This is a genomic window from Selenihalanaerobacter shriftii, from assembly GCF_900167185.1.
Taxonomy (GTDB): domain Bacteria; phylum Bacillota; class Halanaerobiia; order Halobacteroidales; family Acetohalobiaceae; genus Selenihalanaerobacter; species Selenihalanaerobacter shriftii.
On sequence record NZ_FUWM01000021.1, the window covers coordinates 1 to 12,971 of the forward strand.

Below are 12,971 nucleotides of genomic sequence, written 5' to 3' on the forward strand. Positions count from 1 at the left end.
ATATACCCCTTGGGCTATTTCTGGCACATAAACTTCTCTATCAGACCAATCTGCGTTTTTAAAAGTAGTTAAACCCTTTTTTATTTCTCGGCTTATTGTTGTCCTATGACAGTTCATTTCTCGGGCTATTTCACTATAATTTTTATTTTGCTTATTATATAAATGAGCAATAATCTTACGAGCTCCTAGTTTTAAATGTTTCCCTTTTTCTCTTTCTATGATATAATTACTTTGACGCATATTTGTGCCTCCTTAATGTTTAAGTGTGGTTACTTAACATTTTATCAGAGGAACAAGTATGTGTCATTTTTTTATTAGCCCGTGCATTTAATTATACAATGCACCATTTTTTTACTAGCTAAGATTTATTTTCTATTTCTTTTAAGATCTTCTCTTTAAAGTCATTAACTTTATCTTCTCCTAAATCACCTTCACGCCGTTCACGAACTGAAACTGTCTTTGCTTCCACTTCATTATCCCCTACTATTAACATATACGGAATCTGTTGAACTTGTGCTTGTCTAATCTTATATCCTACTTTTTCTTGTCTCGCATCCACCTCTACTCTGATTCCTGCTTCAGCTAGCTCTTCTTTTACTTCATAAGCATAATCTAAATGGTCATCTGTAATTGGAATAATTTCAGTTTGGATTGGAGCTAACCAATTAGGGAATGCACCTCCAAAATGTTCAATTAGAATTCCAATGAATCTTTCTAAGCTTCCAAATACTACTCGATGAATCATAACAGGTCTATGTTCCTCTCCATCTTCACCAACATATGTTAAATCAAAACGTTCTGGCATTTGGAAATCTAACTGAATAGTTCCACACTGCCAAGTACGACCTAAACAATCTTCAAGATGAAAATCTATCTTCGGTCCATAAAATGCACCGTCTCCTTCATTAATTGTATAATCTAAATCATTAGCTACAATAGCATCTTTTAAAGCATCAGTTGCCTCTTCCCATAATTCATCAGAACCCATAGCCTTTTCTGGTTTAGTACTTAACTCTACATGATACTTAAACCCAAAGACATTATAGAAGTAATCGATTAAATCAATAACTTCTGTTAATTCATCTTTAATTTGCGATGGTAACATAAATATATGGGCATCGTCTTGAGTAAAAGACCTTACTCTCATTAATCCATGTAAAGTACCAGATCTTTCATGACGATGTACTAATCCTAATTCACCCATTCTAATTGGAAAGTCACGATAACTATGCATCTGATTCTTATATACTAATACAGACCCTGGGCAATTCATTGGCTTTACTGCATAATCATCTTCATCTATTTCAGTAAAGTACATATTCTCTTGATAATGATCCCAATGTCCTGACTGTTTCCATAACTGTTGGTTTAAGATAATAGGAGTCTTAATCTGTTGGTAGCCTCTTTTGCTATGTTCTTCTTTCCAGAAATTTTCTAATTGATTCCAAATAACCATTCCTTTTGGATGGAAGAATGGAAACCCTGGACCTTCTTCTTGTAAACTAAATAAATCTAGTTCTTTTCCTAGTTTACGATGGTCACGCTTTTTAGCCTCTTCTAACCTATGCAAGTGCTCTTCTAATTCTGACTTCTTAGGAAAAGCAGTACCATATATTCTTTGTAACATCTTATTATTCTCATCTCCACGCCAATAAGCACCGGCTACATTTAATAATTTAAATGCTTTAACTTTACCAGTAGAAGGCAAGTGCGGTCCGCGACAAAGATCTACAAAATCACCTTGCCGATAAAATGTCATCTTATCATCTTTAAATTCTTCTAACATTTCTACTTTATAATCTTCTTCCATCTCTTTCATCTTTTCAATCGCTTCTTCTTTACTTAATTCAATTCTTTTAAATTCTAAATCATCTTTGATAATCTTATTCATCTCTTCTTCTATCTTCTCTATGTCATTGTCAGAAAGATTTTCATCTAAATCAAAATCATAATAAAAACCATCATCAATAGCCGGCCCTATAGCCAATTCTACATCATCTTTACCAAACACACGCTTTACAGCTTGTGCCATAATATGAGCAATACTATGTCGATAAATTTCTAGCCCTTCCTCAGAATCAATCGTAATTATCTCTAAGTCTACATCATCTTTAATTGGATAGTCTAAATCAACCTTATCTCCATTAATTACTCCTGCAACTGAAGCTTTGCCTAGTCTAGGACCAATATCAAACGCAACTTCTTTAACAGTAGTTCCTGCTGGGAAATTCAAAACTGAACCATCAGGTAAAGTTACATTTACTTCACTCATTTCATCATCTCTCCTTTAGAAATTTATTTTATAAAATAAAAAAACCTTTCATCTCTAATTTAGAGACGAAAGGTATTATTCGCGATTCCACTCTAGTTTATCTAATTTATTAATAAATTGCTTAAAAATTTTACTAATTAGATAATCTCCTTTTAAATAACGAAATTATATTTTCCGGGTTACCATACTCGCATAACTTTCTGGAACCAACTCAGAGGTGGTTTTCAGTTAAATTATTTTAGAAAGCTTCCAACCGATGGCTTTCATTCTCTATAAAAATAATTCTTAACCTACTCGTCCTCTTCATAGTCTTTAATAATATTTCATTTAAAATCATTATAACTTTTAATTCAATATCTGTCAAGTTTTATTTACTTAATTTTACCTTTCACTCTCTAAAACTTTATTAACAGAAGCCTTATTACAATACTCACAGCCTTGACATGTCACTACTTTATCATTAAACACATTTTTTACTGTTTCTACTACATCACTATCTTCTTTTAAATGTAACTTAATCTTCTTTGGAGCTACTGTAATTAAAGCACTAATCAATAAATCTTCATAATGAAGTTCATCATCTACCATTTCTAACACAAAGCCTTGTAAATATTCATTTTGAATTATCTCATGAGAATCATCTAATAGCTTATAACCTGACTTTGAATCTTTAACTACATGGACTAGTTTTACCTGTGGTTCTTGAATGTCTACAAAATATCGTAATAAGTTTATAAATTCTTCATATTCTTTTTCCATCATAAAGTCATCTTTAGCACACTCTACAGCAACTACTAACTCTTTAAAGTAGTCTTTTAATCTAAACCTAATAAAACCTTCTAGAATAATTTTATCATTTATATCTAAATAATGACTTAATTCTAACTTAATTCTATTCTTCTTATTCATTTGAGAAAGAAATGTTTCATCTTCTTTCTCTTTCAATAGATTCAATTTATCTAAAGCCAATTTATAGATGAACTTTTGTTCATCTTGAGCATAATCTTGACACTGATTATTAATAATTTGGTCAATCAATATTACTTCTAAATCATTAACAATTATATCAGCAAGCGCACTTATAATATAATCTTTAAATAATTCTTCAAAATTTAGCCGAGAAATATCTTCATTTGACATGAACTCATCTATATTATTTATATTACACTTAAAGAAGGTTAAATCCCCCTGTTCTCTTTCATCAATATTAACATTAATACCCTCTTCAACTAAGAATCTTTTTTCAAAGCTCAATCTATCTCTAATTTGGTCAGCACAAAATGCAGTCACAATAGAAATATTGCGCATCTAACTTTCACCCCTTTCTCATGTATCACTATTATATGTCTCGAGCTAAAGTAGTATACAGTGATTAAAATGAAAGCGATGAAAATATATCTGCCATTTAAAATTATTGCTTAAAACCTTTAATATTGTCTAACATAACCCTAGCTTTAACATCGACTAATTTATCTTTTTTTTGTTGTATTACTTCCTCTAAATCTAAAATAGAATTTTTTAATTTACTAAATTTATCTTGAGATATTTTCTTTTTTTTAATTTTACTCTTTAAACGAGGAAGTACTTCTTTACTTTTATTTATATCCTCTTTTTTCTTATTCCATTTATCTTTCAAAAATAATATCTCTTGACCATAAAACTGTAGTTCTCGTAATTCAACAGGTTTTTTAGTTTTATATAATTTAAAGAATGGTACTAAGTCTAAATTTAATTTATTAGAATTTACTAGTGATTTTTGTGTATTATTGTCTTTAACTGCCTCAATAGATTTATTAAGATTATCTTTAAATTGCCTAATTACTAATTGATCTGCATTATCTTTTTGAGCAGTAACTTCATAATTATTCCATTGTTTATTTACTTGTCGTACAAGTTCCTCAGCTTTAGACCATTCTTTCTTAAAGTCTTTATTAGTAATAGATTTAAATTTTTCACCTAACTTTTGATCTTCTGAATTAGCTTCTTCTTTTTTTGAACCTTCTTTCGAATCTGTTTTTAATTCTTTTTTCTTTTCTTTCATCTGTCTAATTACTCTTAATTGATCAATTAATTCTTTTAATTTATCATCAACTGCAATTAAACTGTTCGGTACGGACTTCTCTTGATTTTTATTAGATTGAGATTGATTTTTAGATTTTTGTTGACTACAACCTATTAAAGCAAATACTAGACTAAAGGCTAGCATTAATATAACTAATAACTTCCAATTAAATTTTAACATCTATTTTATCACCTCAATAATTCTTACATTTCCTTTTTTGTATTATATCACTTTTGAAAAATGATATACTTAAATTTATCGATATAATATTAGATTAAAAAAATTCAAATCAAAAAAATATTTTTTTTGATTTGAATTTTTTTGAGGAAGACCAAAACATAAGTATGCTCTAATCTTCCTCAAAAGGCTAAATTATAAATATATATAATTATGGAGGAAACAATACAAGAGGTGATAAAAAGGGGACGTTTCAGGGGTTTTTATTATTAAATGGTATTGTTTCCCCCTTTTTCATATGTAACTTAATTAAATCTTAACAGATATTTAATTGGTAATCTGTGTAACTAATCACACTTTTCTGAATTTATTATCATTCTACTTTACTGTATTTTCTAATTTCATTTGAAAATTATTAGTTATATAAATAAAAAAAGAGCCTTCAAAGGCTCTAGCATTTTAGATGATATAATTTTTAAATGGTGCGGACAGATGGGATCGAACCATCGGCCTCTACGATGTCAACGTAGCGCTCTCCCCCTGAGCTATGTCCGCATATAAAAAAGTACTTATATACAAAATGGTGCCGGGGGTGGGACTCGAACCCACACGGGCACTAAAGGCCCATCGGATTTTAAGTCCGATGCGTCTGCCAATTCCGCCACCCCGGCAAGATATTTGAAAATATTTTTAAAGATATTTTTTGGAGGTGGCACCCGGACTCGAACCGGGGATAAAGGATTTGCAGTCCTCTGCCTTACCAACTTGGCTATGCCACCATGCTTGCTGTGCTTTAATGATTTAATTCTTTTTCTCTCTCGACACAAATAAGTATATATAATAAGTAGCAAATAGTCAAAAGCACAGCAAGCTGATTAAAGTTGATTAGCTGAATCTTACTCTTTAATCCTAACCTTATTTCTTTTTTTCTCTCATATATGTTTTTTAATTATTCTAATTTATCATCTAAATATTCTATAATTTCTGCAGCTGTTTCTAACTGCAAAACATCATCTGCTATTTCTTCAGTTTGAGTCAAAGTCAATGATCTAATAATCTCTTTTACTTCTGGAATAGATATAGCACTCATACTGAATTCATCTAGTCCAAAACCTAATAAAACAGGTGCTAATCTTGCATCACCAGCCATCTCTCCACACATTCCTACCCACTTATTCTCTTTATGTGCTGCATCTATAATCCGTTTTATTAAGCGTAGAATTGCCGGGTGGAATGGTTTATATAACTTAGAAATATTTTCATTCATTCTATCAACCGCTGTAGTATATTGAATTAAATCATTAGTCCCTATACTAAAGAAATCAGCCTCTTTAGCTAAAATATCAGCAGTCATAGCTGCTGCTGGTACTTCCATCATCATACCCACTTCAAGTTCTTCATCAAATTCTACTTCCTCTTCTTTTAAATCAGTTTTCACTTCTTCTAGAACTGCATTAGCAGCTCTTAGTTCCTCTATTGAAGAGATCATTGGGTACATAATTTTAATATTACCATATGCTGACGCTCTTAAAATAGCTCTTAATTGAGTTTTAAAGATATCAGGTCTATCTAAACAGATTCTAATAGCTCTATATCCTAAAAATGGATTCATTTCCTCTGGTAAGTCTAAATATGATAATTCTTTATCCCCACCAATATCCAAAGTCCGAATAATTACCGGTCTATTTTCTAATTTTTTAGATATTTCTTTATAGGCATTAAATTGCTCTTCTTCAGTTGGCAAGGACTTTCTATCCATATATAAGAACTCTGTTCGATATAAACCAATACCTTCACCACCATTCCTTAATACACCAGGAACATCTTTAGGAGTTCCAATATTGGCTGCCACTTCTACTCGATGACCGTCTTTAGTTTCAGCAGGTAGATTTTTTAGCTCAGCTAATTCTTCTTTTCTTTTTGCATATTCTTCTTTCTTCGCCTCATATTTAGCCAATTCTTTTGAAGTAGGATTAATAATTAACTTTCCATTTAACGCATCAACAATGACTTTATCACCTTTTTTAGTCTTTGCTAAAATATCACCTAAACCTACTACAGATGGTATTTCTAAAGATCTGGCCATAATGGCAGTATGAGAAGTCCTTCCGCCTGCTTCAGTTGCAAAACCTAAAACTTTTCCTTTATCTATTTGTGCCGTATCGGAAGGCGTTAAATCTCTAGCCATTAAAATAACAGGTTCATCTATTTCAGCCAATGATTTAATCTCTATTCCTAATAAGTTTTTTAAAATTCTGGTTCCTACATCTTGAATATCTGCTGCTCTTTCCTGCATATATTCATCTTCTAAATTAGAAAAAGTAGTAACAAACATTTGAACAACTGCTTCTAAACTAGCTTCCGCACTCTGTAATTCTTCTTCAATCTTATTTTCAACTCTATTAATCAACTCAGGATCCTCTAAAACTAGAAGATGAGCTTGAAATATTTCTGCTTTATCTGCACCTAATTCCCGCTCTGCCCTATCTTTAATAGCTTGCAATTGCTCTTTAGTCTCTTTTATAGTTTGATGAAATCTATCTTTTTCATTCTCTACTTCTTCTTTATTAATTTCTATTTTATCATATGTTAAATCAACCTCTTGAAGTTTTAACACTTTACCGATTGCAATTCCTGGGGAAGCTGCAATTCCAGCAAACATAGTATTCCTCCTTTTTATTCTTCATTAAAGTTATTTTCAATTAGATCTATTATTGCATCTACAGCCTCTTTAGAATCATCGCCATCTGCTTTAATAGTTATTTGAGTATTACTATTAACTCCTAAACTCATAACCCCCATAATGCTTTTAGCATTAACCTCTTGGCCGTCCTTTACTAATTTAATATCTGCATTAAATTCATTAGCAGTCTGTACTAATAATGATGCTGGTCTAGCATGAATACCTGTTTCATTCTTTACAGTAATTTGTTTTTCTAACATTTATGAAACCTCCTTTAAAATCGGTCATTTTAAGTCTCAATTACTTTGAATAATTCTGTACTTACTTCAACCTCTGAATCTGCAATTAGCTCAATTTCTTGACTATCTTCTAAATTAGTAATTAAAATTGGTGTTACTGTAGATGTTGCATTTTTCTCTATATAATCTAAATCAAACTCAATCAATTTAGTCCCTTCTTTTATTTGATCACCTTGAGAAACAAATTTGCTAAATCCTTCTCCATCTAACTCAACTGTATTAATACCGATATGGAGTAATACTTCTAATCCTTCTTTTGTTTCAATTCCAACAGCATGCATGGTTGGAAAAAGCTGTTTGATTTCTCCTTCAACCGGAGAATATAATATATTATCAGTCGGTTCTATTGCTATTCCATCACCAACTACCCGATTAGCAAAGACTTGATCAGGTACTTCTTCTAAATCTATTATTCTTCCTGTCAACGGTGATTTGATTATAGGCATTGACTTCTTTTCCTTCTTAAAGATATTAAACATACAAGCTCCTCCTTGTGTAGTTGTCAGTAGTCAGTGTCGGTTGTCAGTTTAATTTAATATAAATACTGACAACTCACACTGACACTGATTACTAATCTAATAATTTCTTAATTTCGTCTTTTAGCGCATCTGACTCTGGACCAAATACAACTTGCACATTACCACCACCGGCATCCATTACTCCAGAGGCACCTAATTGTTTTAACCTATCTTGATCAACTTTGTCACCATCTACTAAATTAGTCCTTAATCTAGTAATACATGCATCTATATCTTCAATATTCTCTGCGCCACCTAATGCTTCTAATACAGATGCCGCCTTACTATCTTCCTTTTCTTCTCCAGGGTTAGACATAACCCCTTCTAGAGCATCATCAGCTTGTCCTGAACTTCCCCGACCTGGAGTTTCAAAATTAAACCACTTAATACCAAAGTAAAATACTACAAAATATAGTACTCCAATAATAGGACCAACTATTAGCCAAAACTTCCACGGGTTACCTGCATTACTGATCCCTAAAATATAATCAATAAAACTAGCAGAAAATGTATATCCTAAACGAATTCCAAAAAAGTTAGTCAATAACCCAGCAAGAAATGCACCTATTACATGAAATACATAAAGAGCCGGTGCTACAAAGATAAATGAAAATTCAATCGGTTCTGTAATACCTGTTAAGAATGAAGTTATAGCAGCTGTAGACATGATTCCTGCCACTGCTTTTCTTTTGTCTGGTTTAGCTCGTAAAAACATAGCTAAACATGCAGCTGGTAGACCAAATAACATTATTGGATATTCAGCAGCCATAAACTTTCCAGCAGTTGGATCACCAGCAAAATATCTAGCAGCTTCTCCTCTTAATACTTCACCAGATTCTGTTACAAAACGACCAAATTCATATAAAAATGGTGGATAATATACATGATGCAAGCCAACAGGAATTAAAGCTCTTTTACCTGCTGCATATAAAGCCGGTCCTAATGGAGATTGAATTGCCCAGCGAGCAAAATTGTTAATCTGGATTTGAATCGGCGGCCAAATAAATGCTAATAATATACCAACTATAAAAGCGGCAAATGAAGTTAAGATTGGTACCAACCGTTTACCAGCAAAGAAACCTAAATATGGAGGTAGCTTAGTCTGATGATAACGTTTATACAATTCAGCTGCTACAAATCCAATAATAATTCCCCCAAATACACCTGTATTTATCTCTTCAATATTTCCACCAGTCTTAGAAGCAATATCTATAATATCAGTTCCCATAACTCCAATTACTTTAGCTAAAACTGAATATCCTACTCCAGCAGCTAGTCCAGCTACAGCCTCACCAGCAAATCCAATAGCAACTCCTATAGCAAATATAAGCGGTAAATTCTCAAAGATAGATATTCCACCAGAAAACATTACTTGTCCAACTCCACCTAATAGACCTGGATTTTCAGAAATTACCCGCCCAATGGCTACTAAAATTCCAGCTGCTGGTAGAACAGAAACAGGTAACATTAATGATTTTCCAACCTTTTGTAAATACCTAAATAAACTCTTCATCATTAATTTCCTCCTTTAGTTTTAATTATATTCAACATTCTTCTTTAATCTTTGTAAATGTAAAGCAATGTAACCTATTTCATCATCTGATACATCTAGATTTAATCTTTCTTTAATCATTAAAGCTAACTGCTCTGCCAATCTATATGATGAAATAAAGTCCTTTTTAATTTTATCTAAAATAGGATTATGATTTGGTTCTCCTTCTTCAATCCTTCTTAAACCAAACCTTAAATGAGTAATTAATCGAGCATAATTTAAACTCTCCTTAGTCAAATTAATAGCCAATTCCTGTTCAATTATATCTACCATTTCTTTAATTAAAGAAGTATGCTTAACAGTTTTAGAAACACCAAGATTATTTCTAGCTGCATGTAAATGTAAAGTTATAAAACTCACTTCTTCTATAGGTAATTTAATTTCTAATCTTTTTTCAATTAAGGCAGCTGCCTCTTTGGCTACACTATACTCTTTGGTATATAATGTTTGAATTTCAGTCTGAAAAGGATTTGAAATCTTCAAACCCTCATTTAAACGTTTAAGAGCAAATTGAATATGATCTGCTAAAGCGATATGAATATGTTCATCTAATTCATTATCTAATTTTTCACTAGCCATGACTATAATATCTTCAGTTACACCTATTACCTCTTCATCAACAGTTTCCACTAGTTTTTGATATTTATTCTTATTCTCTTCATCTATGGCTATAAAAGTCTTATTAATCCTAGAATCATCTGCTGATATTACATCACCTATTGAACTATTAAAGCCTAATCCCTTTCCAATTACTATTATCTCTTCTTCACTATTAATACTAGCTAGTATTACATTATTATTTAGAATTTTCTCAATTCGGTAATTAGGATTTGAACTCTGATCAGAGCTTAACATCTATTCTGCCTCCTATATTATTCTCTATAATTCTATGTTTCCCGAATTAGATAAAATAAACTAATTAACATTTAAATTTAACATGGAAAAAGTAGGTGCAAATAAAAAAACTAGGAAAGGGTACTGGCTATCTCCAAAGTTAGACCACTTCAAAGATATATAGTACCCCTTCCTAGTTAATGCCTGCTCATCAGTAACACACTAGATGAAGAGTAAATTATTATTTTGTTATCTTTATTATAAAACTTTTGACGATTTTTGTCAAGTTTTAAGAAAATTTGATTACTTTTTCTTCTCTACCGGTCTCAGCATTGATATATATTTTATATTGATCCTTCTTAAGTTGACCAATAAATTCATAGCTTAATACATTTTTTCCTCTGTCATTTCTAATTACTACTAAATTATTTTTCTTTAAGTCTAGGCGTTGATTAACCCTCTTTTTAGCTTCTTCTAAACTTAATTCAGGTTTTAAATTAATAGCTATATTTCTATTAGATAAAAGCTGACGTCCATTAAACCCTATAATATCGCCATTATCTAAAGCGACCTTTACTCTAACTTCTTGTGGATAGATTAATACATTTTTCATCTTTGGAACTAAATTCACTGTACCAATATCTCTCGTCATATCAACTCCTGTAATTACTAAATCATCATAATTATTTTGGTTAACAAAGTCTTGGGCAAACTTTTTAACTTGATTAGAATCTATCTCTGGATCATCATAATCTCTATTTTCTAAAAACCAAATTACTTCGCCTTGAATTCTACTAATATCAAAAATAATTTGATGTTTATTTAGATCTCCTGAATCAGCAGCTACAGTAATTATATTCTTGCTTTCAACTTGATTTTCAGCTAATTTAAAGTTAAAATTTCTACTTCTAGCCCCCAAAAAGTTTTGAGCTATATCTATGGCTTCATTATCCTCAATTTTTTCTTCTTTTACTTTTCCTAACTGCAATAAAAAGTCATCAACTGACTTTTGTGTTAGTTTTAAGTCACCTTGAGTTAGATTTAACTTCTTATCTAAAATTTGTAGACTACTTAAGATTGAGTTACTATCTAAATCTTTTTCTTCTAAGATTATATGTCTTTGCTTTGACCATCTAAATTTTTCTTTTTCAATTTTGTTGTGAACATTTTCTAAATCAGTAGCTGTTACTTTAACCTGCTTATGTAATTGATTAAGAGTATCCCAATCCTTGCTAGATAAGTTCTGATTTATATTTTCTTGAGATAACCTATATGTATAAGTCTCTAACTTAGCTAATAGATTCTTAAGTTCAACTAAAGATGCACCTGCAATCGGTAACTCTCCTAAATCTTCTTGAGCAGCAAAAGCATCTCGCCAGATATTATTTAACTTAACCAATCTACGTTCATTAGATTTAGTTACTAAAGCAGTAGCTAATTCGCCTTCTAAAGAATTAAGATGAGTATTTAATTCTTGAAAAGCATTTCTATATTGATTCTCAGCTTGCAATTCCCATTGGGCTAAGATTCGGTTAGTTTTGAATCCCCAATACCCTACTACTGATAAAGTTATAACTAGAAATAAAATGAGAAAGTTACGTTTCAAAAATATCCCTCCTTCCTTAACGAGCAAAAACGTGCTTACCAAGAGTTCTAATTGTGTCTCTAGAGAAAATCCAATTAGATGTTACTTTTACTGGGTTATAATAATATACCGCTCCATAACTAGGATCCCATCCAGACATTGCATCCATAGTAGCTCTAACTGTTGTACTATTAGGAGTATGATTCCAAATTTGACCGTAAGCAACAGCTGTAAAAGCCCATGGTTGATATATCACCCCTGCTACTGTATTTGGAAACCTGGAATCTTGAACGCGATTCATGATTACAGCTCCTACTGCCACTTGACCTTGATACAGTTCTCCTCTAGCTTCAGCAGAAATAGTTCTTGCCATTAATCTAGTATCAGGAGCTAAACTCCAAAAGTCTGGTGCTTGTCTATTCTGAGTAGGTTTTATTTGATTTCGTAATTGAGTAGTTAGTAACCATCCACCTATGACTAAGAAAAAAATCAAAATTACTATAACCTTCTTTTTTTTCATTTCACCACCTCCACTTTTTTTAATTTTAATTCCTACTGTATATACTTTTTGCGATTTAATTTTTTTTATTCTTAAATCTCTATTTTTATTAAGAATAAAAAAAGCCTAGGCAGATATCTGCCTAGGCTTTGGATTCAATTTATTCTTTCAAGAAGTTCACTAACCAATTTATAGATTATAATTTAGTTACGTTTTCAGCTTGAGGACCTTTTTCTCCCTCAACGATTCCAAATTCTACTTCTTGTCCATCTTCTAAAGCTTTGAATCCTTCTTCTTCGATTGCAGAGAAGTGTACAAAAATATCGTCTCCTTCTTCGCTCTCAATAAATCCATATCCTTTCTTAGCATCAAACCACTTTACTGTTCCAGTTAATGTCACTAAAAATCCCTCCATAAAATTTAAAGATCATATTTTTCGCCAATATTTCTAGAAAACTATTGACCATTCCATAAAATATTGTAACATAGA

Annotated in this window: 12 protein-coding genes, 3 tRNA genes and 1 other annotated feature; all 15 genes read right to left on the reverse strand. The window is 31.4% G+C overall.

Annotated features, from left to right (window positions below):
• Positions 1–240 (reverse strand): helix-turn-helix domain-containing protein (locus B5D41_RS11070; RefSeq protein ID WP_143555676.1); only part of this gene is annotated, 240 nt, incomplete at its 3' end.
• Between the two features lie 118 nt (positions 241–358).
• Positions 359–2,272 carry a threonine--tRNA ligase gene (thrS, locus tag B5D41_RS11075; RefSeq protein ID WP_078810721.1) on the reverse strand — a complete coding sequence of 638 codons (1,914 nt, stop codon included), beginning with the start codon at positions 2,270–2,272 and terminating at the stop codon, positions 359–361.
• A gap of 58 nt (positions 2,273–2,330) precedes the next feature.
• Positions 2,331–2,588 (reverse strand) — a binding site (T-box leader).
• A gap of 65 nt (positions 2,589–2,653) precedes the next feature.
• Positions 2,654–3,580 carry a putative sporulation protein YtxC gene (gene ytxC / locus B5D41_RS11080; protein ID WP_078810722.1) on the reverse strand — a complete coding sequence of 309 codons (927 nt, stop codon included), beginning with the start codon at positions 3,578–3,580 and terminating at the stop codon, positions 2,654–2,656.
• Between the two features lie 103 nt (positions 3,581–3,683).
• Entirely contained in the window at positions 3,684–4,514 is an 831-nt protein-coding gene (locus B5D41_RS11085; RefSeq protein WP_078810723.1) for a hypothetical protein, read from the reverse strand.
• A gap of 477 nt (positions 4,515–4,991) precedes the next feature.
• Positions 4,992–5,066, reverse strand: a tRNA-Val gene (locus B5D41_RS11090).
• A 26-nt stretch (positions 5,067–5,092) separates the two neighbouring features.
• Positions 5,093–5,182 (reverse strand) — tRNA-Leu (locus tag B5D41_RS11095).
• A 33-nt stretch (positions 5,183–5,215) separates the two neighbouring features.
• Positions 5,216–5,290 (reverse strand) — tRNA-Cys (locus tag B5D41_RS11100).
• 170 nt (positions 5,291–5,460) lie between these two features.
• Positions 5,461–7,173 (reverse strand): phosphoenolpyruvate--protein phosphotransferase, encoded by a 1,713-nt coding sequence (ptsP, locus tag B5D41_RS11105; protein ID WP_078810724.1) that lies wholly within the window; start codon positions 7,171–7,173, stop codon positions 5,461–5,463.
• A gap of 14 nt (positions 7,174–7,187) precedes the next feature.
• Positions 7,188–7,454 (reverse strand): phosphocarrier protein HPr, encoded by a 267-nt coding sequence (locus B5D41_RS11110; protein ID WP_078810725.1) that lies wholly within the window; start codon positions 7,452–7,454, stop codon positions 7,188–7,190.
• 29 nt (positions 7,455–7,483) lie between these two features.
• Positions 7,484–7,972: a PTS sugar transporter subunit IIA gene (locus B5D41_RS14000; protein WP_143555707.1), complete on the reverse strand. Its 489-nt coding sequence runs from the start codon at positions 7,970–7,972 to the stop codon at positions 7,484–7,486.
• 91 nt (positions 7,973–8,063) lie between these two features.
• Complete coding sequence (locus B5D41_RS11115; protein ID WP_234983943.1) at positions 8,064–9,527, reverse strand: PTS transporter subunit EIIC; 1,464 nt, start codon at positions 9,525–9,527, stop codon at positions 8,064–8,066.
• Positions 9,528–9,545: 18 nt separating this feature from the next.
• On the reverse strand, positions 9,546–10,418 hold the full coding sequence (glcT, locus tag B5D41_RS11120; RefSeq protein ID WP_078810726.1) for a glucose PTS transporter transcription antiterminator GlcT: 873 nt from the start codon (positions 10,416–10,418) through the stop codon (positions 9,546–9,548).
• A 268-nt stretch (positions 10,419–10,686) separates the two neighbouring features.
• Positions 10,687–12,003, reverse strand: coding sequence for a PepSY1/2 domain-containing protein (locus tag B5D41_RS11125; RefSeq protein ID WP_159442947.1), 1,317 nt, complete (start codon positions 12,001–12,003; stop codon positions 10,687–10,689).
• Positions 12,004–12,019: 16 nt separating this feature from the next.
• A complete protein-coding gene (locus B5D41_RS11130; RefSeq protein WP_078810728.1) occupies positions 12,020–12,502 on the reverse strand; it encodes a cell wall hydrolase in 483 nt (160 codons plus the stop codon).
• A gap of 175 nt (positions 12,503–12,677) precedes the next feature.
• Positions 12,678–12,881: a cold-shock protein gene (locus B5D41_RS11135; protein WP_234983944.1), complete on the reverse strand. Its 204-nt coding sequence runs from the start codon at positions 12,879–12,881 to the stop codon at positions 12,678–12,680.
• Between the last annotated feature and the right edge of the window lie 90 nt (positions 12,882–12,971).

Coding starts and splice junctions, on each gene's coding strand:
- B5D41_RS11110 (WP_078810725.1), bottom strand. CDS start 7,454: ATGTTAGAAAAACAAATTACTGTAAAGAATGAAACAGGTATTCATGCT.
- B5D41_RS14000 (WP_143555707.1), bottom strand. CDS start 7,972: ATGTTTAATATCTTTAAGAAGGAAAAGAAGTCAATGCCTATAATCAAA.
- B5D41_RS11130 (WP_078810728.1), bottom strand. CDS start 12,502: ATGAAAAAAAAGAAGGTTATAGTAATTTTGATTTTTTTCTTAGTCATA.
- thrS (WP_078810721.1), bottom strand. CDS start 2,272: ATGAGTGAAGTAAATGTAACTTTACCTGATGGTTCAGTTTTGAATTTC.
- ptsP (WP_078810724.1), bottom strand. CDS start 7,173: ATGTTTGCTGGAATTGCAGCTTCCCCAGGAATTGCAATCGGTAAAGTG.
- B5D41_RS11085 (WP_078810723.1), bottom strand. CDS start 4,514: ATGTTAAAATTTAATTGGAAGTTATTAGTTATATTAATGCTAGCCTTT.
- B5D41_RS11115 (WP_234983943.1), bottom strand. CDS start 9,527: ATGATGAAGAGTTTATTTAGGTATTTACAAAAGGTTGGAAAATCATTA.
- glcT (WP_078810726.1), bottom strand. CDS start 10,418: ATGTTAAGCTCTGATCAGAGTTCAAATCCTAATTACCGAATTGAGAAA.
- ytxC (WP_078810722.1), bottom strand. CDS start 3,580: ATGCGCAATATTTCTATTGTGACTGCATTTTGTGCTGACCAAATTAGA.